Origin of the sequence: Rhizobium aureum, assembly GCF_030182495.1 — a bacterium.
Classification (GTDB): Bacteria; Pseudomonadota; Alphaproteobacteria; order Rhizobiales; family Rhizobiaceae; genus Rhizobium; species Rhizobium tropici_C.
The window spans coordinates 50,671-71,548 of sequence record NZ_JAQJCI010000022.1 but is presented as its reverse complement, the minus strand read 5'-3'; the positions used below and the strand labels follow the sequence as shown (position 1 = coordinate 71,548).

Sequence of the window (20,878 nt, the reverse complement as noted above, 5' to 3'; positions counted from 1 at the left end):
ATCGGGTCCCATCAGCTTAAACGAGGGAGAAGCATGAAGAAGATCAAGGTCGCAAATCCCGTTGCCGATCTCGATGGCGACGAAATGACTCGCATCATCTGGCAGCTCATCAAAGAAAAACTGATCTTCCCCTACCTCGACATCGATATCGATTATTACGACCTCTCGGTCGAAAACCGCGACGCCACCAATGACCAGGTCACCGTCGACGCCGCTAACGCCATCAAAAAATACGGCGTCGGCATCAAGTGCGCGACGATCACGCCGGACGAAGCCCGCGTCAAGGAATTCAACCTCAAGGAAATGTGGAAGAGCCCGAACGGCACGATCCGCAACATTCTCGGCGGCGTCATCTTCCGCGAGCCGATCATCTGCAAGAACGTTCCGCGCCTCGTTCCGGGCTGGACGCAGCCGATCGTCGTCGGCCGTCACGCTTTCGGCGACCAGTACCGCGCCACCGACTTCAAGTTCCCCGGCAAGGGCAAGCTCACCATCAAGTTTGTCGGCGAAGACGGCACGGTCATCGAGAAGGAAGTCTTCAACGCTCCTGGCGCCGGCGTTGCCATGGCCATGTACAACCTCGACGAGTCGATCCGCGAATTCGCCCGCGCCTCGATGATGTACGGCCTGATGCGCAAGTGGCCGGTCTACCTCTCGACCAAGAACACCATCCTCAAGGCCTATGACGGCCGCTTCAAGGACATCTTCGAAGAAGTCTACCAGAACGAGTTCAAGGCTCAGTTCGACGAAGCCGGCATCACCTACGAGCATCGCCTGATCGACGACATGGTTGCCTCGGCTCTCAAGTGGTCCGGCGGCTACGTCTGGGCCTGCAAGAACTACGACGGCGACGTCCAGTCCGATACCGTTGCCCAGGGCTTCGGCTCGCTCGGCCTAATGACCTCGGTTCTGCTCACGCCGGATGGCAAGACGGTCGAAGCCGAAGCCGCACACGGCACGGTGACCCGCCACTATCGTCAGCACCAGAAGGGTCAGGAAACCTCGACGAACTCGATCGCTTCGATCTTCGCCTGGACCCGCGGCCTCGCTCATCGCGCCAAGCTCGACGACAATGCCGAACTCGCGAAGTTCGCTTCCACGCTCGAAAAGGTTTGCGTCGACACGGTTGAAGCCGGCTACATGACCAAGGACCTGGCGCTGCTGATCGGCCCCGATCAGCCGTGGCTCTCGACCACCGCCTTCCTCGACAAGATCGACGAAAACCTCAAGAAGGCCATGGCTGCCTAAGCCTCGTCACCATCTGGACATAAGAAAACCCGGCCTCAGCGCCGGGTTTTCTTTTGCGCGGAATCTTGCCGCCGGGGCGAACCGGTGGCAAAAATGCGCGCAACAAAAGGGAGAGGCAGATGGCTGAGGAACTCGTTTTCTATACCAATCCGATGTCGCGCGGACGCATAGCCCGCTGGATGCTGGAGGAAATCGGCCAGCCCTACCGCACCGAATATCTCGACTACGGCACGACGATGAAGTCGCCGGAATATCTTGCAGTCAACCCAATGGGCAAGGTGCCGGCCATCAAGCACGGCGACACCGTCGTCACCGAAGGTGCCGCCATCTGTGCCTATCTGGCCGAAACCTTCTCGCAGGCAGGCCTTGCCCCGACAGCGGCCGAGCGCGGCCGCTATTTCCGCTGGATGTTTTTTGCGGCCGGCCCGTTCGAGATGGCGATCACCAATCGCACCCTCGGCTTCGAAGTGCCGCCGGAACGCCTGCGCATGGCCGGCTGCGGCAGCTTCGCGAATGTGCTTGATGCGATGGAGTACGCCGTCACGACCTCGCCGTTTATCGCCGGCGACCGCTTCACGGCCGCCGACGTCTATGTCGGTTCGCATATCGGCTGGGGTCTCAATTTCGGGACGATCGAAAAGCGGCCAGCTTTCATCGACTACTGGAGCCGGGTCAGCGACCGCGACGCCTACCGCCGTGGCAACGAGATTGATAATGCCGCGATGCCGAAACCGGCTAATGCCTGACAATACAAGGTATTGAAAGGAAACCCTCTATCGGGATCTTATGCCGCTACTGAAGCGGCATATAGATATCCGTCAGCAATTCCGTCGGCGGTACATCACGCGGATTGTTGATATATTCCTCGAACATGAGGGTATCGCGCAGCTGCCGTCCGGAAGCCGGAAGCCATTGCGCATAGAGCCACTGATAAGCCCTATGCATGTTCGCATAAGGCCCCTTGTGACGCAGCACGGCATATTCACCGCCCTCCAGCGAGCGCCGTTCCAGTGGGGCGGCAGTCGCAACGGCCTCGCTGGCAGTAACACAGGCATAGGAGCGCAGATTGTCCGCTTCCACGACATCGGGATCGTCGAGATAGACGCCGATCATGCGCATGTCCGGCCCTGCCAGACCGCGGGCGAAGATGGTGCCGAAGAGTGTTTCGAAAGCCTGGCCTATCTGCATGTAGGAGCCGCGATGGGCGACACCGATCAGTGACATCGGGGAAATGGTGCGAAGCGTAACGTCGAACATGATCGTGATCCTTCCTTGAGTATTGGGTTCGAAGATCCTGTGGCTTCCCTCATTCCGATATCGCGCCGGCGGCATGCCGTAGACGGATCTGAAGATGCGGTTGAACGATTGGAGGTTGGGATAGCCCGACCGCTTTGCAATGTCGCTGACGGATAGACGGGTGTTGACGAGATCGCCGGCGGCACGGTGCAGCCGCAGCCGCTTGACGGTCGCCGCCGCCGTCTCACCATAGATCGCCCGATAGATCCTGTGCCAGTGGTAGCTGGACATGCAGGCGATCTCGGCGAGCTTTTCCATATCGAGTTCTTCATCCAGATGCTCATGGATATAGGCCGAAACCCGCCGCAACCGGGTCTCGTAAAGCGTCCACGCCGTTCCACCACTCATGTCTAACCCCCTTGTAAATCGATCGGCCGACAAGAGCATAACCGGATTTGACAAATCCTGCGGAGTTGCCTGCATAAACAAAAATGGCGGACACCGAAGCATCCGCCATCCTGGATTATCTATCGGAAATCAGCGACTTAGCCAGCAAGTGCTGCAGCAATTGCCTCGATCGCTTCATCAGCCTTGGCGCCATCCGGGCCCCCGGCTTGGGCCATGTCGGGACGGCCGCCGCCGCCCTTGCCGCCGAGCGCAGCCGAAGCAACGCGCACGAGATCGACGGCGCTGAAGCGGCTCGTCAGGTCCTCCGTGACGGCGACGACGGCGCTGGCCTTGCCATCATCCGAGACGCCGATCAGCGTCACGACGCCGGAGCCGAGGCTTGCCTTAGCCTCATCCGCCAGACCCTTGAGATCCTTGGGATCGACGCCGGAAACCGGCTTGCCGAGGAATTTGACGCCATTGACTTCGCGGACAGCATCGGCCGAACCGCCCTGACCGCCGCCCATGGCAAGCTTGCGCTTGGCATCCGCCAGTTCGCGTTCCAGCTTGCGGCGCTCGTCCATGAGCGCTTCAACGCGCGTGACGACATCGGCCGGCTGTACCTTCAGCGCCGAGGCGAGGCTCTTCACGCGATCGTCCTGCTCGGCGAGATAGTCGCGCGCGGATTCGCCGGTCACGGCTTCGATGCGGCGCACGCCGGCACCGACGGCACTTTCGCCGAGAATGCGGACGAGGCCGATCTGGCCAGTGGCGGAGACATGCGTACCGCCGCAAAGCTCGACGGAATAGGGCTTGCCGGCCTTGGCACCCCGCACGCCCTGCCCCATCGATACGACGCGGACTTCGTCGCCATATTTCTCGCCGAACAGTGCCATCGCACCTTCCGCGATGGCATCGTCGACGCTCATCAGGCGGGTCGTCACCGGCGAGTTCTGCAGGATGATCTCGTTGGCCATCTCTTCGACGACCTTGAGCTCCTCGGCCGACATTGGCTTCGGATGCGAAACGTCGAAACGCAGCCGCTCGGGGGCAACCAGCGAGCCCTTCTGCGCCACATGCGTGCCGAGTACTTCGCGAAGTGCCTCGTGCAGCAGATGGGTGGCGGAATGGTTGGCGCGCAGGCGCGAACGCCTGTTGTGATCGACGGTCAGGACGACGGCGTCGCCGACCTTGATCTTGCCTTCCGAAACTTCGGAGCTGTGAACGAAGAGGCCCTCGCCCTTCTTCTGCGTATCGCTGACAGCGAGCTTGCCGTGATCGCTGGAGATCACGCCCGTGTCGCCCATCTGGCCACCGGATTCACCGTAGAACGGCGTCTGGTTGACGACGATCTGCACCTTGTCGCCGGCAGAGGCGCTGTCGACCGCGACACCGTCCTTGACGATTGCCTGGATGACGCCTTCGGCGGTTTCCGTGTCATAGCCCAGGAATTCGGTCGCACCGTTCTTTTCCTTGAGCTCGAACCAGATGGTTTCGGTTGCCTTGTCGCCGGAGCCGGTCCAATGCGAGCGCGCCTCGGCCTTCTGGCGCTCCATGGCATCGGTAAAGCTGGAAATATCGACACCGATGCCGCGGGCGCGCAGCGCATCCTGCGTCAGGTCGAGCGGGAAGCCGTAGGTGTCATAGAGCTTGAAGGCGGTCTCGCCGTCCAGACTGTCGCCCTTATGCAGATCCGAAGTGGCATCGTTGAGCAGCGAAAGGCCGCGTTCCAGCGTTTTGCGGAAACGGGTTTCTTCGAGCTTCAGCGTCTCGGAGGTCAGCGCCTCGGCGCGCACCAGCTCCGGATAGGCGCGGCCCATCTGCTGGATCAGCGCCGGCAGCAGCTTCCACATCAGCGGCTCTTTGGCGCCGAGTAGCTGCGCGTGGCGCATGGCGCGGCGCATGATGCGGCGAAGCACGTAGCCGCGGCCTTCATTTGACGGCAGCACGCCATCGGCGATCAGGAAGGCAGACGAACGCAGATGGTCAGCAATGACGCGATGGCTGGCACGATGCTCGCCCTCGGCCTTCACGCCGGTCGCCTCTTCCGAAGCTTCGATCAGCGCGCGGAAGAGATCGATATCGTAGTTGTCATGCTTGCCCTGCAGCACGGCGGCAACGCGCTCGAGGCCCATGCCGGTGTCGATCGACGGACGCGGCAGGTCGACGCGCTGCTCCTTGGTGATCTGCTCAAACTGCATGAAGACGAGATTCCAGATCTCGATGAAGCGGTCGCCATCTTCTTCCGGAGAGCCGGGAGGGCCGCCCCAGATATGATCGCCGTGATCGTAGAAGATTTCGGAGCAGGGGCCACACGGACCGGTATCACCCATCGCCCAGAAATTGTCGCTGGTGGCGATGCGGATGATCTTGTCATCGGAAAGACCGGCAATCTTCTTCCAGAGATTATAGGCGTCGTCATCGGTGTGATAGACCGTGACCAGCAGGCGCTTGGCATCGAGACCGAATTCCTTGGTGATCAGGTTCCAGGCAAGCTCGATGGCGCGCTCCTTGAAATAGTCGCCAAAGGAGAAGTTGCCGAGCATCTCGAAGAAGGTGTGATGGCGCGCGGTGTAGCCGACATTGTCGAGGTCGTTGTGCTTGCCGCCGGCGCGCACGCATTTCTGCGCCGTCGACGCCGTCGTATAGGGACGCTGCTCTAGGCCGGTGAACACGTTCTTGAACTGCACCATGCCGGCATTGGTGAACATCAATGTCGGATCGTTGCGCGGCACCAGCGGGCTCGACGGCACGATCTCGTGGCCGTTTTTCTTAAAATAGTCGAGGAAGGTCGACCGGATTTCATTCACACCGCTCATATGGGGCCCTTCAGTCCTGCGCTCAGCAACTTGCATCAAAGTCAGTGGCTTTTATCGTCCGCTCCCGGCGCTGTCCAGCCGCACGAACAAAACCGGCCGCACATCCCTTGGACAATACGGCCGGTTTCGAATTTTAGTCTCGGTCTTGGATGGGAAATTGCTCCCGAAAATCCTTATTCGGCGGAGGCGTCGCCATCATCGGCATCGGGACCGCCATTCTGCAGGAAGCGATCGGCGATCAGGCCGGCATTCTGGCGTAGCGACAATTCAATCTCACGGGCGAGATCCGGATTGTCACGCAGGAAGAGCTTCGCGTTTTCGCGGCCTTGGCCGAGACGCTGGCTGTTATAGGAGAACCAGGCACCGGACTTTTCGACGATACCGGCCTTGACGCCGAGATCGACCAGTTCGCCAGTCTTGGAGACGCCTTCGCCATACATGATGTCGAACTCGACCTGCTTGAAGGGCGGCGCCATCTTGTTCTTGACGACCTTGACGCGGGTCTGGTTGCCGATCACTTCTTCGCGCTCCTTGACGGCGCCGATGCGGCGGATGTCGAGGCGAACCGAGGCGTAGAACTTCAGCGCGTTACCGCCCGTCGTCGTTTCCGGCGAGCCGAACATGACGCCGATCTTCATACGGATCTGGTTGATGAAGATCACCATGCAGTTGGACTTGGAGATCGAAGCCGTGAGCTTGCGCAGCGCCTGGCTCATCAGACGGGCCTGCAGACCCGGCAGGCTGTCGCCCATCTCGCCTTCGATTTCGGCACGCGGCGTCAATGCCGCAACGGAGTCGACGACGAGAACGTCGATCGCGCCGGAGCGCACCAGCGTATCGGTGATTTCGAGCGCCTGTTCGCCGGTATCGGGCTGCGAAATCAGCAGGTTTTGCAAGTCGACGCCGAGCTTGCGGGCATAGACCGGATCGAGCGCATGTTCCGCGTCCACAAAGGCGCAGATGCCGCCCTTCTTCTGGGCCTCTGCAATGGTCTGCAGCGCCAGCGTCGTCTTACCCGAGCTTTCCGGCCCGTAGATTTCGATGATGCGCCCCTTCGGCAAGCCGCCAATGCCGAGAGCGATATCGAGGCTCAGAGAGCCAGTGGAAACCGTTTCGATTTCGACCACGTTCTCGTTAGAGCCGAGCTTCATGATCGAGCCCTTGCCGAACGACCGCTCAATTTGAGAGAGTGCCGCTTCAAGTGCCTTGCTTTTATCCACCGATTTGTCCTCTACAAGCCGCAAAGAATTCTGAGACATCCGATCCACCTTTAGGTTATTGAAGCCGCTCTAGCAATGTCGCCGCCGATGAGAATTGTGTACTCGATTTGTTCTCATGTCGCAAGGCCACAACAAGCAATTGAAAGAAAAAGGTAAAATGAATTCCGTTCTATTTTTGTTTTCTTCTTTCTTCCCAGGCACTTGCATGACCGAGGCGGTGAATTGCCAGATGTTACCGACCCGTCCGATTCGTCCTTTCGACCGCTGAGGAAAACCATATGGCGAAGAAGATTCTCGTTCTCGGCGGCGCCCATATCGACCGGCGCGGCCGTATCTTCGGCGAGACCGCACCCGGCGCCAGCAACCCCGGCGCCTGGTTCGAGGAACCCGGCGGCGGCGGTTTCAATGCGGCCCGGAATCTCGCCCGCCTGGGCTTCGACGTAAAGCTGATCTCGCCGCGCGGCGGCGACCCTTCGGGCGAAATGGTGGCGGAAGCGGCAAGCCATGCCGGCATCGACGACAAGCCCTTCGTCTTCCTCGATCGCAAGACGCCGAGCTATACGGCGATCCTCGAACGCGACGGCAATCTGGTCATCGCGCTTGCCGACATGGAACTCTACAAGCTGTTCGTCCCGAGGCGTCTGGCTATTCGCGCCGTGCGCGACGCTTTCGAAGAAACCGACCTCGTTCTCTGCGACGCCAATCTGCCGGCAGAGACCCTGGCCGCGATCGCAGCAAGAGCCGCCGCCTGCGGCAAGTCCGTCGCGGCAATCGCGATCTCTCCGGCGAAAGTCGTGCGGCTGAAGCAGAGCCTTGCCGGCATCGACCATCTCTTCCTTAATGAAGCCGAGGCCGCCGCGCTGACCGAAAGCCGGCCTGAAGATCCACTCGAATGGGTGAGCGGATTGCGCGCCCTTGGCTTGCGCAATGGCGTCATCACCCGCGGCAGGCGGCCGCTGATCGCATTTTCCCGGGATGCCGTCGTCAGCCTGCAGCCACCCGTCGTCGACGATGTCGCCGATGTCACCGGGGCGGGAGATTCGCTCGCTTCCGGCGTGCTGTCGGCCCTGCTTGACGGACATGATCTCGCAGAGGCTGTCCGCCACGGTGCTGCAGCCGCAGCGATCACCGTGCAATCGCCCTTCGCCACCGCCGAAAATCTGTCTCCCGAGCTTTTGGAGACGATGTTGGCCCTTGTTCCCAAGGCCGAAATTCTGTCATGAAGCCTGCTCAGAACGCGTATATTGTTTCAGTGAATTGGAAACGACAATGACCCAGCCTATCTCGCCACTGCTTCCGATCTCCTATTCGAAGGAAGTCGCCGCCGCCAAGCTGCGCGGCGCCCCGCTCGTGGCACTGGAATCGACCATCATCACCCACGGCATGCCTTATCCCGGCAATATCGAGATGGCTCGCAGCGTCGAGGCGATCATCCGGCAGGAAGGCGCAGTGCCAGCGACTATCGCCGTCATCCATGGCGCGCTGCACATCGGTCTTGAGCCGGAAGAGCTGGAAGCATTGGCGAAGACGGAAGGGGCGATGAAGGTTTCACGCGCCGACATCGCCTTTGCGATCGCCGAGCGGCGAACCGGCGCGACCACCGTCGCCGCCACGATGATTGCCGCCGCCCGCGCCGGCATCAAGGTTTTCGCCACCGGCGGCATCGGCGGCGTCCATCGTGGTGCCGAAGAGAGCTTCGACATCTCTGCCGATCTTGAAGAGCTTGCGCGCACGGGCGTCATTGTCGTCTGCGCCGGCGCCAAGGCGATCCTCGATATTCCGAAGACGTTGGAAGTGCTGGAAACCCGCGGCGTTCCGGTCGTAACCTACGACAGCGCCGAATTTCCGGCCTTCTGGTCGCGTTCTTCCGGCCTGGCAAGCCCGCTGACGCTGAACAGCCCGGCTGCCATCGCCAATTTCCAATCCACGCGCGAGCAGCTCGGCATCGATGGCGGCATGCTGATCGCCAATCCGGTGCCGGAAGCCGACGAAATCCCGCGCGAGGAAATGGAAATCTATATCGAGCGCGCCCTCGACAGTGCCGAGCGCGACGAGATCACCGGCAAGGCCGTAACGCCCTATCTGCTCGGCACCATCTTCGACATCACCGAAGGCCGCAGCCTCAAGACGAACATCGCGCTTGTCGAAAACAATGCGCGCCTGGCCGCCGAAATCGCGGTCGCTCTGGCAGAATAATTAGATAAGCAGTTACGAAAACGGCCGGGCGCTTCAAAAGATCGTCCGGCCTTTTTCGTTTCAGATCAGGGAGAACAGACCCAAGGCGTCGCGTAATTCCGCAAGCGTTGCCTCCGTCCGTTCCCTCGCCTTTCTCGTCCCCTCACGCACGACTTCCATCACATAGTCCGGCTCGGCAGCATAGTGTGCTCGGCGCGCGCGGATCGGAGCGAGCAGCGCCTGCAGGATATCATCAAGACGTCTCTTTAAGGTGATATCACCAAGTCCACCTCGGCGATAATGCGCCTTCATGTCATCAACCAACTGCCGGTCCTCGCAGAAGGCATCCAGATAGGTGAAGACGACGTTTCCCTCGACCCTGCCGGGATCGCCGACGCGCAGATGATCGGGATCGGTATACATCCGCCGTACCGCATCGCTTATTTCATCCGGCGAGGAGGAAAGCGGGATGGCGTTGCCCTGGGATTTGCTCATCTTCGCCTTGCCGTCGACGCCTGGCAGGCGCCCCACGCTCGGCACCATCGCCGTTGCTTCCACAAGAACATCGCGCCCAATCTGCCGATTGAGACGGCGAACGATCTCGTTCGTCTGCTCGATCAATGGTGCCTGATCCTCGCCGACGGGAACGATCGTCGCCTTGAAGGCGGTGATATCGGCAGCCTGTGAAACCGGGTAGCAGAGAAAGCCGGCAGGCACGTCACGTTCGAATCCGCGCAGCTGGATCTCCGTCTTGATCGTCGGATTACGCTCCAGGCGACTGACCGTGACGAAATTCAGATAAAGCAGCGTCAGCTCCGCCAGCGCCGGCAAAGCGGATTGGACGCAGATCGTCGTCAGCGCCGGATCGACGCCGACTGCAAGATAATCGATAGCGACCTCAAGAACGTTGCGACGGACCTTCTCGGGATCATGGGCATTGTCGGTCAGCGCCTGGATATCCGCCAGCAGCAGGAATTGCCGATGGCTATGCTGAAGCGCAACGCGGCTCTTCAGCGACCCGACATAATGGCCGAGATGAAGCGGACCGGTGGTCCGGTCGCCCGTCAGGATGACGGGGCGAGTGTCGGTAGGAGAATGCATTTGGTTGCTCCGCAAAAGGAGCCGCCGCAATCGGGAAGGGAAAACGGAAAATGGACCATGCCTGCCGGATCACGGCGGCAGGGTCGATTTCAAGACATGACGACTGCCGCTCCTAGAAGGAGCGCCACCACAAACGGCAAATGGGTTCGGGGAGGTCGATCATGAGGCTGTCGATAGCATCCTTTCGCCGCCATCGGCAACAGCTGCTTCTCGCTTAGTTCTTGTCCAGCGTCTCGCGCACGACGACGGCAAGCTGCTTCAGCGAGAACGGCTTCGGCAGGAAACCGAACTGCGCATCCGCTGGCAGATTGCGGGCAAAGGCATCCTCGGCGTAGCCCGAAACGAAGATGAATTTCAGGTCCGGATATTTCTTGCGCAGTTCCCGCAGCAGCGACGGGCCGTCCATCTCAGGCATGACGACGTCGGACACGACGACATCGACCTGGCCGTCGAGCTCGTCCATGATGTCAAGCGCCTCGACGCCGGAGCCGGCCTCGTAAACGGTATAGCCCCGCGTCTCAAGCATGCGCTTGCCGCCGCGCCGCACCGCCTCCTCATCCTCGACCAGCAGCACGACTGCGGATTTGCCGGTAAGATCGGCCGGCTCTTCCGGCGGAGCGACTATGCCGACACTCTGATCCATGGCCGCGACATCCCGGCTCTCCGGCGCCTTGACATCGGTTACGGCCGGCATTTCGACGACATGGCGCGGCAGGAAGATGCGGAAAGTCGTCCCCTTGCCCACTTCCGATTCCGGCTGGATATAGCCGCCGGACTGCTTGATGATGCCATAGACCATCGCGAGGCCCAGACCCGTGCCCTTGCCGACTTCCTTGGTCGTGAAGAAGGGCTCGAAGATCTTATCCATGATTTCGGGCGCAATGCCGGTGCCGGTATCGCTGACCTCGACAAGCACCATGTCTTCATGCGGCAGGAAGGGATAGTTGAAGGCGCTGACATCAGCCGCAAGCAGATTGCGGGTGCGCAGCGTCAGCTGACCGCCGCCGGGCATGGCATCGCGGGCGTTGACACAGAGATTGATCAGCACCTGCTCGAACTGCGAGAGATCGGTTTTGACAGGCCAGAGATCGCGGCCGTAATCGACGTCCAGCTTGACATGCGTGCCGGACAGAAGCCGGTCCACCAGCATGCGCAAGTCGCCGATCACGTCAGTGAGATTCAGGACTGTCGGCCGCATGGTCTGCTTGCGCGAGAAGGCGAGCAACTGCCGCACCAGCACGGCCGCACGATTGGCATTGCGCTTGATTTCCATCAGATCCGCGAAGCTGGCGTCGGAAGGCCGCGCCTGTAGCAGCAGATGGTCGGAAGACAGGAGGATCGCGGTCAGCACATTGTTGAAGTCGTGCGCGATGCCGCCTGCAAGCGTACCGACGGCATTGAGCTTCTGCGTCTGCGCCATCTGCGTCTCGAGCGCCTTCTGCTCGGTCACCTCGACGGCATAGACGATGGCGGCTTCTTCCGGCGCCTCGTCGGTCTGGTCGATCACCGCATTGATGTAGAAGCGGAAATGCCGTGCCTCATCCTTCGGATTGCGGGAGTCGATCGGCGGAATGTCGCCCTGCCGGTCCTTTGCGGCCGCCAGCGCCTGCTGCAGCCGCGGCCGGTCGCTTTCATTGACGACGCTCTCCAAGGCCGCGCCACGCTCGATATCGTCGCGCGAGACGAGATCCGAGAAAAGCTTCAGGAACGGCGCATTCGTCCGCAGGATGCGGCCGTTGCCATCGACGGAAGCGATCGCCATCGGCGTATTGTTGAAGAAGCGGCTGAAGCGCATCGCCGCCGCTGAAGCAGATTGCTCGGTATCCGCGCCGTTCTGCCGGGTGAGGACGATAGTGCGGCTCTCGCCGGGAGCGCCGTCGCGCATCGAGGTGACGCTGTGGACGATCTGCACCGGCAGGCTCTGGCCGTTGGCGCGACGCAGATCGAGATCGAGCGTCACCGTTTTCTTCAAGCCCGGTTCCGCCTGAACGGACTGGATCAGCGCCAATCCCTCGCCGGCCACCAGATCGCCGATTGTCATCGAGCCTGGCACGAACTTCGTCAGATCTAGGCCCAGCCACTCGGCCAGCGTCGCGTTGAGATAGAAGATTTCGCCCTTGCGGCCGGCGGAGAAGAAGCCGGCGGGCGCATGATCGAGATAGTCGATCGCGTTCTGTAACTCCTTGAAGAAGCGCTCCTGGTCGTCGCGTTCGGAGGTGATGTCGGTGATCTGCCAGATATGCAGCACCTTGCTGCTGCCCTGCTCCGGCGGCAGCACACGGGCCTTCAGCCGATACCAGTGCGCCCCGTTGCCGCTTCCATCCGCAGGGCCGAGCGGCTTCAGCAGGCGAAACTCTTCCGATCCCTCCTTGCCGTCGCGCAGACCATTGGCGAGACGGTACAAGGCCTCGTTGGATTCGCGGTTTCGCGACAGCAGCATTTCCAGCGACTGCACTTCCGTCGCCTTGGTAGCGCCGGTCAGCCAGCCATAGGCGGCGTTGGCATAGACGATGCGCCCCTTCTCGTCGGTGATCAGCGTCCCGTCCGGATGGCTGTTGAGAAATGAACGCGCCAGGCTATCGGATTGCGGCTGCGGCATAACCTCGACGAAGCCGATGATCGAGGAAACGAGGAAGAAGATGCCGACCATGGCAAGAATGCCGAGGCCCCCGAGAACCGCTTCATTGTCGAGCTGGCTTTTGAAGACGACGAAGGCGGCGGCGGCGGCCACGAGAACGAGCGCCAGCAGAATGATGCGCAGCACCGTTCCCGAACGAACTCCCCGATCCACCAGCGGCACGCTATACTCGTCGGATGGACGCTGCTTCGTCATAAACCCCTCGTCTCCGCCGTTCTCCTCGCGACATGTCATACACGTTAAGGATCGCCGGAGTCGGACCTTTCGAATCTTCTTTACCAATTTGCGTCATCGGCAAAAAGCTTTGCCGAGCCAGAAAGGCTTGAATTCACAGGCAATAGAGCACAAGACGTATCAATCGCATCTTGTCTCAGCCGCGATCCTGCTCATATGATCGCCGCATAGGAAGGCCAAGTTCAAGGCATCTACCCGCCGGAGCTGCATAATAGGCCGCGACGTCGGGGACAAATACGGGAGCATCTCGACATGTTGGACGACATCGCCGGAGCCTATGGCAGCCGTTTCCTCCTCGCAGCCGGTGGGGTTGGCATCGCCCTGATCGTGTTGATCGCCATTCTGTGGGTCCTGCGCAATCGAGCGCCTTCTCCCTTCGTGCGCGGCGGCAAGAACCGCCAGCCGCGTCTGCAGGTGCTGGATGCCGCCGCCGTCGATGCCCGCCGCCGTCTCGTGCTCGTCAGGCGCGACGGCATCGAACACTTGATCATGATCGGCGGCCCGACTGATATCGTCATCGAGTCCGGCATCTCCGATCCCGCGCGCGCGGCCGTCGCAGCGACGCCCGTCGATCCTCCCGTAGCCGCGACGCCTGTCGATGTTCCCCTGGCCTATGAAAGCAGGCAGCAACAGCCGGAAAAAGCTTCCGAACCCGATGCCACTCCCGCGCCACTTCCACAGGGTCGGCAATCCACCGAAGACAGGATCGAAGCCTATCTGCGCTCCGAAACGCCTACTGCTGCCCCTCGGGCTCCGGAGCCAGCACCGCGCGCGGCTGCCGAACGTCCGCAACCAGCTGCCGTCAGTCCGCCGCAGCCAGCTCCCCAAACCGCTCCGACCATCAGCGAAGCCGAAGCCGCCGACATACTGGACGCCGCCCGCCATGTCGTCCTGCCGCAGCAACAGCCGGCTCCCGCTCGCCCAGTGCCCGTCGAGCCTGCCATTGCATCTCCGCGCGCCCCCGAGCCTGGCAACGATTTCCAGCGCATATTAGAAGCCGAAATGTCGAAGAATCTGACTGCCGAACGGATTATTCCCAACACGCCGACGCCGCGGCAGGTGCAACAGCAGCCCGTTCCATCACCGGCACCAAGCCCGGCACAGAGGGTCGAACCCGAGCTTGCGCCGCTGACCGGGGCCGACAGCGCCCTCCAGCAGGAAGTGGCGCGCATCTTTGGTGAAATGAGCGTCAGTCGCGACAAATAATGCGCGGCGCGAAATGCCGGAAATGAAAAAGCACGAAGAATGAATTCCTCGTGCTTTTATTTGTATCCAGTCGAGCCGACAACTCGATTATTCGTCGCGATAAACCTTTTCCCGGCGCTCGTGGCGTTCCTGCGCCTCGATCGACAGGGTCGCGATCGGACGAGCATCCAGGCGCTTCAGGCCGATCGGCTCGCCGGTCTCTTCACAATAGCCGTAAGTACCGTCTTCAATACGCTGCAATGCGGCATCGATTTTCGAGATGAGTTTACGCTGGCGGTCGCGAGCCCGAAGCTCGATGGCCCGGTCTGTTTCCGAAGAGGCCCGATCGGCCAGATCGGGATGATTTGCGCTTTCTTCCGCCAGATGATCGAGGGTCTCGCGCGCTTCTCTAAGGATATCGTTTTTCCATGCTATCAGTTTCGCTCGAAAATAAGCTCGCTGATTCAGATTCATGAACTCCTCGTCTTCCGAGGGAACATAATTGCTAAGATCGATCTTCTCACTCAACGCGATTCTCCTGAAGAACATCTCATATGGCTGGGCTGTATATCCCAACCAATAGTGCCGGTTCAAGCCAAATAGATGCTGTCAACTGATTTTTAAATTTGTCATAAAATTCGGCTAAGCGTCTATTTTTTCATCATTTCTTCTCATTGAGCCGGAATCACGTCTCTCGTAACCTTCGCGTGAAGGTAGGACATTTCGCCTTCTGGCGGATCGCGCCGCAGTTGACTGAGCATGCAAACAGACGTTACCTCATTAGGGAAATCGAGCTCCGGAATTTCGCCATGGTCAGCATTTCGCCGCCGCCCTCCAGGATCTATCTCCTGCGTCATGCCGAGGCCCAGCAGGCCGCTCCCGGCCAGAAGGATTTCGACCGTCCTCTGAGCGACAACGGCTATGCTGCGGCCGAGATCGTTGCGGACGAGGCCGCCGACAAGGGCTACAAGCCGGACCTCGTCATTTCATCGACGGCCACGCGCTGTCGCCAGACTGCCGACGCCATGCGCCGTGCCGTCACGCCCTCGACAGAGTTCCGCTTTGTCGATGCGCTCTACAACGGCACGCCGGACATCTACCTGTCGCTCATATCAGCGCAGACTGATCAGGACTCGGTCATGCTGGTTGCGCACAACCCGGTCATCGAGCTGACGCTCGCAGCCTTGATCGGGCGCGAGGCCATGGCCGGCGCGCTCCCGCGCGGCTTTCCGACGGCCGGTCTTGCCGTCGTCGATTCGACACCGTCAGGCTGGGTGCTGACCGACTTCATCACTGAATAGGGATATTCGCCGAGCCGCTTGTCTCGCTCGCCCGAAAACGTACCCTGCCCCTGATTGCAGACGTTTGCGTCTTCATCTTTTCGGGGCAAGTTTCGATCCCTATATTCACGGTCACGCTGTCATCCAGGGATCCCGCCTTGCCCCCAAGCCTGACCTCTTTTACTGACGACGCCCTCATTGCCTTTGACAATCTTGCCGATCGCGCAGCAGGCCTCGTCAATCCCACAATTCGTCTGGGCGTCACGGGCCTCTCCCGTTCGGGCAAGACCGTCTTTATCTCCTCGCTGGTGCATAATCTTCTGAACGGTGGGCGTCTGCCGCTGCTCGAACCGGTGCAGTCCGGCCGCGTGTCCGCCGTTCGCCTCGAGCCGCAGCCGGACGATGCCGTGCCGCGTTTTCAATATGAGGATCATATTCGCGCGCTCGTCAAAGACCGCATCTGGCCGGATTCGACGCGTGCCATCTCCGAACTGCGTATCACGCTGGATTATCAAAGCGCCAGCGGCTGGAACCGCCTGTTCTCGCCAGGCCGCCTCTCCATCGATATCGTCGATTACCCGGGCGAATGGCTGCTGGACCTGCCGCTGCTTGCCAAGGATTTCCGCATCTTCAGCGAGGAAACGCTGGCTCTGGCCAAATCCGGCATTCGCGCCGAACTGTCACGTCACTGGCTGGGGATAACGGAACAGGCCGATATCGTGGCACCTGCGGATGAAATGAAGGCACGCGACCTTGCGACCGCCTTCGCCGATTATCTGAAGGCCTGTAAATCCGACGAACGCTCGCTTTCCACACTGCCGCCCGGCCGTTTCCTCCTGCCCGGCGATCTCGACGGCTCGCCTGCCCTCACCTTTGCGCCGCTGAAACTGCCGGCCGAAGGCAGCGCTCCGAAAGGTTCACTCTGGACGATGATGGAGCGCCGCTATGAGGCCTATAAGTCCGTCGTCGTCAAACCCTTCTTTCGCGAGCATTTCGCTCGTCTCGACCGGCAGATCGTCCTCGTCGATGCCCTGCAGGCCATCAATCGTGGCCCCGAAGCCGTGCAGGATCTGGAACGGGCGCTGACGGACGTTTTGGCATGCTTCCGTCCTGGCACGAACTCGCTCCTTTCCTCGCTGCTCGGCCGGCGCATCGACCGCGTGCTGGTCGCCGCCACCAAAGCCGACCACCTCCATCATGAAAGCCATGACCGGCTGGAGGCCTTGACGCGCCGCCTCGTCGAAAGGGCCATAGAGCGCATCGGCATGGCCGGAGCCGGTATCGAGGTCATGGCGATCGCCTCCGTACGCGCGACGCGGGAGGCAACCGTGACCCGCGACGGCCAGACGCTCCCTGTCATCGTCGGCACGCCGATGGATAAGGAAACCATCGCCGGCGAGCTGTTCGACGGCAATCGGAAGACCGCGATCTTTCCCGGCGACCTGCCGGAAAATCCGCGCTGGCTGTTCGAAGCCCTTGAATCGGATGGGTCCAAGGTCCATCTGCCCGAGGTGAACGTCGTGCGGTTCCGCCCGCCGGAACTGGATGAAACCGGCGGCGGCATCAAGCTGTCAGTGCCGCATATCCGCCTTGACCGCGCCATGCAGTTCCTGTTCGGAGACCGTCTCGCATGACGAAGCCGACCGAAAACGAGCCGAACGGTAATCGCCGACCCGCCGCCTTCACACTGGAACCGGACGTCTCCGGAAAAGATGCCGATCTCAGACCCATCCCGTCGACAGTGCGCAAGCCGCAAAGCTTCAATACCGATGTCGTCCTGACTCCGGACGAAGAAGATCCATTCATCAATCCGACCCTTGGCGCCGAGGCGGACGGAACCGCCATTGCCAGGCCTCGCCGCACAGGTTTCTCCTTCGGCAGGGTGGCGCTCGGCGCGCTCGGAATTCTCGTCTCGCTCGCCTTCGGTCTCTGGACCGATCAGCTCATCCGCGACTTGTTCAGCCGAGCTGACTGGCTCGGCTATACCGCGCTGGCGACTGTCGGGATCGGCATTCTCGCCGTGCTTGCCATCGTCATCCGCGAAACAGCCGGCATGATGCGGCTCGCCGCCGTGCAGACCATCAAGGCAGAAGCGGAGGCCGCTATCGGGGAGACCCGACCGATCCGCGCCAAAGCGCTGGTGAAGCGTCTTTGCACGCTGCTGGAAGCCAACCCGGATACGGCCAGGGGCCGTGCGACGTTAAAGGCGGCAGAGGATGACATCATCGATGCGCCACAGCTGATCGACCTTGCGGAGCGCGAACTGCTCGGACCGCTCGACCGACGTGCCCGTGCGCTGATTCTTGGTGCCTCGAAGCGGGTGTCGGTCGTGACGGCCGTCAGCCCCCGTGCCCTCGTCGACATTCTCTACGTCCTCTATGAGGCGGCAAAACTGGTCCGCGCCATGGCGGAACTCTATGGCGGCAGGCCGGGCACGCTCGGCATGATCAGGCTGATGCGCGACGTGATCGCCCATCTCGCCGTCACCGGCTCCATCGCCGTCGGCGACAGCATCATCCAGCAGCTGATCGGCCACGGGCTCGCATCGAAGCTTTCAGCGCGTCTTGGCGAAGGTGTCGTCAACGGCATGATGACGGCAAGGATCGGTATAGCGGCGATGGATCTTTGCCGCCCGCTTGCCTTCAAGGCGCTCAAGAGGCCCGGCATCGCCGATTTTGCCGGCGACCTCACGCCGACTATCACCGGCCGCAACACGACGTGACGACCTGAAAATCAGGTGCTTTAGCATCACGGAAACCAAGCATTAACCATTCTGCGGCAAAAGTGGGAACCAGTTTTACGGTTCCGCCTCGCTAGGAAATATCCATGTTTTCGCGTCGATTTCTTCTTGTAAGCAGCTTTGCCGCCGCAGCCCTGTCTACGGGCGCTGGGGTGCAATCAGCCGACGCGGCGCCCCGCGACAAGGCCTTCTTCCAGTCGATCTCAGGCACCTGGAGCGGCCCCGGCGAAATCGTGGCCGGCAAGTACAAGGGCACAAAGTTCACCTGCAATCTCACGGGCAAGCCCTCCGACGGCGGCAATGCCGGCGTCAAGCTCGACGGCACCTGCCGCGTCGGGGTCTTCCAGCAGCCGATGTCGGCCGAGATCACGCAAAACGGCGGCTCCTACAGCGGAAAATTCCTTGACGGCGCGGCCGGCAAGGGTCTCGACGTCACCTCGGGCACGGTCAATGACAATACCGTCGTGCTCGGACTGATCCGTCAGAAGCTGAACGGCGCCATGATCGCTCGCGTTTCGGACAACAAGTCGATGAACGTCACCATCTCGGTGAAGGTCGGCGAACAGATGGTGCCTGTCATCGGCGTCACCTTGAAGCGGGCCGATGTCGACCAGATGGCAGTCGGATCGATCCAGTAAGCTTTGAATATCAATGCCCAAAAGCAAAAGGCCGGCAAACTCGCCGGCCTTTTGCTTTTTTCATATTGCGATTCAGACGGTTCGCCACCAGTCACGGTTTTCATCAGCGACCTCGATGCCCTCGACGTCGACCTCCCGCAACCAGTCGCTGATCTTGCGGCCGTTGACGACGAGATCCGCTGCAAAATCGGCAAGCGGCATCAGCACGAAGCCACGTTCGACCATCCGCGGATGGGGTATGGTCAAGAGCGGCTCAGCCCGCTGCAGATCGCCATAAGTCAGCACATCGATATCGATCGTCCTTGGCCCCCAGCGTTCGATCCGCACCCGCTTCATCTGCCGCTCTATATCGAGGCATACGTCGAGCAGTGCTTCCGGCGCCAGGGTGGTATCGATGGCCGCGCAGGAATTATAGAAAAAGGACTGGTCCGTCTTGCCCCAGGGCGGTGTGCGATAAAGCCGCGACACCGAAACCACATGGCAATCGGCGCGCTGATCCAGTGTGCGAAGGGCGAGCGCCATGGCGCGGACAGGATTGTCCAGATTACCGCCAAGACCGAGCGTCGTCCGCACCGCCAGGTTTTCAGGCAAAATGCTCAATGCTCACCTGCACATAATCGAGGACGCCCGGAACAGGGGCATTGGGTTTGCGCACCGTGATCTTGGCGCGGCGGATACTGGGAAAGCGCCGACACAGCTCCTTCGCCACATCGAGCGCCAGCGCTTCGATCAGGTAGCGGCGGCGTCCGGTCACGATCTCCTCGATGACGGCGAATGCGACTCCATAATTGACGGTATCGTCGATCGAATCGCGCTCCAGCGCATCGCCCGCTTCGACGTCCAGCTCGGCATCGACGAAGAAGCGCTGACCAAGGAATTCCTCCTCGTCATGCACGCCGTGGCGGGCAAAGAAAGCGCAATTCTGCAGAGTAATGGTGTATGTCACGGCGCTCATGGCGTCCCTCCGTTTCGAACAGGCACGACGGCGTCCGAAAAACGCTCCCTACCTTCAAGGATCATGTTTAAGTTTCGCGCGCGTCCTGAGAATAGCATCCGCGACCGCCAGCGCGTCCCTGTTGATTGCGACATTGTGTACGCGGAATAGCGCAGCTCCCTGCAGGCGCAGGATCGCGCTGGTCGCAGCCGTTCCGACATCCCGATCGGACGCATCACGGCCCGTGACGGTGCCGACAAACCGCTTGCGCGAGGTGCCGACCAACAGCGGCAGCTCGAAGCGGAGCAGCGCATTGAACCGCACCATCAATTCCAGATTCTCCTCCGCACTCTCCTTGGCAAAACCAAAACCGGGATCGAGCACGATATTCTGCTTGTTGACGCCCGCCGCCGCGGCGATATCGAGCGATCGGCTGAGGAACAGCATCTGGTCGTCGATCACGTCGGGCAGCTTCGTTCTGTCACGACCGGTATGCATGATGCAAAGCCCGGCACCCGTTTGCGCTGCCACCGCGGCAATATCCGGCTCGCGCTGCAGGCCGAAGACGTCGTTGACGATGTGCGCACCGGCACCGACCGCCAGCCGCGCCGTATCGGCACGATAAGTATCGACCGAGATCAGGGCGTCAGTCCTGCCCCGCAAGGCTTCGATGACGGGCAGCACCCGCCCCTGCTCCTCGCTGGCGCTGACGGCGGCAGCACCGGGCTTCGTCGATTCGCCGCCGATGTCGATGATGTCGGCCCCCTCCTGGACACAAGCCAAGGCATGCCCAACCGCCGCGTCGACGGCCTCGTAATGTCCGCCGTCGGAAAAGGAATCCGGCGTCACATTGACGATCGCCATGATGACACTCTCTTTGCCGAGCTCGAGGCTGCGGCCATGGGCGACATGCCAGGTTTGGCTGCGAAGCTCCGTCACGAACCGTCCCATCCCATTGAAAATGAAAAAACCTTGCGCTTGATATTGCGCTCACAGTGGCTATGCCGCAAGGTTCGCCGAAGTTCAACATGGTAGCGACACGA

At 61.0% G+C, this 20,878-nt stretch carries 18 protein-coding genes; 9 read left to right on the top strand and 9 right to left on the bottom strand.

Translation table 11 applies throughout. From position 1 onward, the window contains the following. The first annotated feature begins 33 nt into the window (after nt 1-33). Both PH552_RS29960 and PH552_RS29955 read left to right on the top strand, forming a co-directional pair. Nucleotides 34-1,248 (top strand): NADP-dependent isocitrate dehydrogenase, encoded by a 1,215-nt coding sequence (locus PH552_RS29960; RefSeq protein WP_004108975.1) that lies wholly within the window; start codon nt 34-36, stop codon nt 1,246-1,248. 119 nt (nt 1,249-1,367) lie between these two features. Next, the gene (locus tag PH552_RS29955) at nt 1,368-1,994 is read left to right on the top strand and encodes a glutathione S-transferase family protein (RefSeq protein WP_112339966.1); all 627 of its coding nucleotides are present in this window, start codon (nt 1,368-1,370) and stop codon (nt 1,992-1,994) included. A gap of 46 nt (nt 1,995-2,040) precedes the next feature. Here the strand turns inward: PH552_RS29955 and PH552_RS29950 are convergent, their stop codons facing one another. From PH552_RS29950 to recA, 3 genes are all read right to left on the bottom strand, one after another. After that, complete coding sequence (locus PH552_RS29950) at nt 2,041-2,892, bottom strand: AraC family transcriptional regulator (RefSeq protein WP_112339967.1); 852 nt, start codon at nt 2,890-2,892, stop codon at nt 2,041-2,043. A 137-nt stretch (nt 2,893-3,029) separates the two neighbouring features. After that, nucleotides 3,030-5,690, bottom strand: a complete 2,661-nt coding sequence (gene alaS / locus PH552_RS29945; protein ID WP_112339968.1) for an alanine--tRNA ligase — start codon at nt 5,688-5,690, stop codon at nt 3,030-3,032. A 173-nt stretch (nt 5,691-5,863) separates the two neighbouring features. Then, entirely contained in the window at nt 5,864-6,949 is a 1,086-nt protein-coding gene (gene recA / locus PH552_RS29940) for a recombinase RecA (protein ID WP_112339969.1), read from the bottom strand. 239 nt (nt 6,950-7,188) lie between these two features. Between recA and PH552_RS29935 the strand changes: the two genes are divergently transcribed. Both PH552_RS29935 and PH552_RS29930 read left to right on the top strand, forming a co-directional pair. Next, the gene (locus PH552_RS29935; protein ID WP_112339970.1) at nt 7,189-8,133 is read left to right on the top strand and encodes a carbohydrate kinase family protein; all 945 of its coding nucleotides are present in this window, start codon (nt 7,189-7,191) and stop codon (nt 8,131-8,133) included. 46 nt (nt 8,134-8,179) lie between these two features. Continuing rightward, complete coding sequence (locus tag PH552_RS29930; protein ID WP_285166500.1) at nt 8,180-9,106, top strand: pseudouridine-5'-phosphate glycosidase; 927 nt, start codon at nt 8,180-8,182, stop codon at nt 9,104-9,106. A 60-nt stretch (nt 9,107-9,166) separates the two neighbouring features. Here PH552_RS29930 and trpS read toward each other — a convergent pair whose 3' ends face one another. Continuing rightward, a complete protein-coding gene (gene trpS / locus PH552_RS29925) occupies nt 9,167-10,186 on the bottom strand; it encodes a tryptophan--tRNA ligase (protein WP_112339972.1) in 1,020 nt (339 codons plus the stop codon). Nucleotides 10,187-10,400: 214 nt separating this feature from the next. Further along, entirely contained in the window at nt 10,401-13,019 is a 2,619-nt protein-coding gene (gene cckA / locus PH552_RS29920) for a cell cycle histidine kinase CckA (RefSeq protein ID WP_112339973.1), read from the bottom strand. Nucleotides 13,020-13,310: 291 nt separating this feature from the next. Here cckA and PH552_RS29915 point away from each other — a divergent pair, with 291 nt between their 5' ends. After that, a complete protein-coding gene (locus tag PH552_RS29915) occupies nt 13,311-14,264 on the top strand; it encodes a flagellar biosynthetic protein FliO (RefSeq protein WP_112339974.1) in 954 nt (317 codons plus the stop codon). An 87-nt stretch (nt 14,265-14,351) separates the two neighbouring features. Here the strand turns inward: PH552_RS29915 and dksA are convergent, their stop codons facing one another. Next, on the bottom strand, nt 14,352-14,771 hold the full coding sequence (gene dksA, locus PH552_RS29910) for an RNA polymerase-binding protein DksA (protein WP_004109001.1): 420 nt from the start codon (nt 14,769-14,771) through the stop codon (nt 14,352-14,354). A gap of 281 nt (nt 14,772-15,052) precedes the next feature. On the opposite strand from dksA, the gene PH552_RS29905 reads away from it, so the two are divergent. From PH552_RS29905 to PH552_RS29890, 4 genes are all read left to right on the top strand, one after another. After that, complete coding sequence (locus PH552_RS29905; RefSeq protein WP_112339975.1) at nt 15,053-15,544, top strand: SixA phosphatase family protein; 492 nt, start codon at nt 15,053-15,055, stop codon at nt 15,542-15,544. Nucleotides 15,545-15,681: 137 nt separating this feature from the next. Further along, entirely contained in the window at nt 15,682-17,157 is a 1,476-nt protein-coding gene (locus PH552_RS29900; protein WP_112339976.1) for a YcjX family GTP-binding protein, read from the top strand. Continuing rightward, on the top strand, nt 17,154-18,245 hold the full coding sequence (locus PH552_RS29895; protein ID WP_112339977.1) for a YcjF family protein: 1,092 nt from the start codon (nt 17,154-17,156) through the stop codon (nt 18,243-18,245). The genes PH552_RS29900 and PH552_RS29895 overlap by 4 nt, the downstream gene beginning before the upstream one ends. A 104-nt stretch (nt 18,246-18,349) precedes the next feature. Then, nucleotides 18,350-18,901: a hypothetical protein gene (locus PH552_RS29890; protein WP_112339978.1), complete on the top strand. Its 552-nt coding sequence runs from the start codon at nt 18,350-18,352 to the stop codon at nt 18,899-18,901. 72 nt (nt 18,902-18,973) lie between these two features. Here PH552_RS29890 and folK read toward each other — a convergent pair whose 3' ends face one another. From folK to folP, 3 genes are read right to left on the bottom strand one after another with little or no spacing between them, the layout of a single operon-like run. Next, nucleotides 18,974-19,501: a 2-amino-4-hydroxy-6-hydroxymethyldihydropteridine diphosphokinase gene (gene folK, locus PH552_RS29885; RefSeq protein WP_432421973.1), complete on the bottom strand. Its 528-nt coding sequence runs from the start codon at nt 19,499-19,501 to the stop codon at nt 18,974-18,976. After that, the gene (gene folB / locus PH552_RS29880) at nt 19,485-19,856 is read right to left on the bottom strand and encodes a dihydroneopterin aldolase (RefSeq protein WP_112339979.1); all 372 of its coding nucleotides are present in this window, start codon (nt 19,854-19,856) and stop codon (nt 19,485-19,487) included. The genes folK and folB overlap by 17 nt, the downstream gene beginning before the upstream one ends. Nucleotides 19,857-19,910: 54 nt before the next feature. Beyond that, entirely contained in the window at nt 19,911-20,786 is an 876-nt protein-coding gene (gene folP, locus PH552_RS29875) for a dihydropteroate synthase (RefSeq protein ID WP_113251353.1), read from the bottom strand. Nucleotides 20,787-20,878 lie beyond the last annotated feature (92 nt).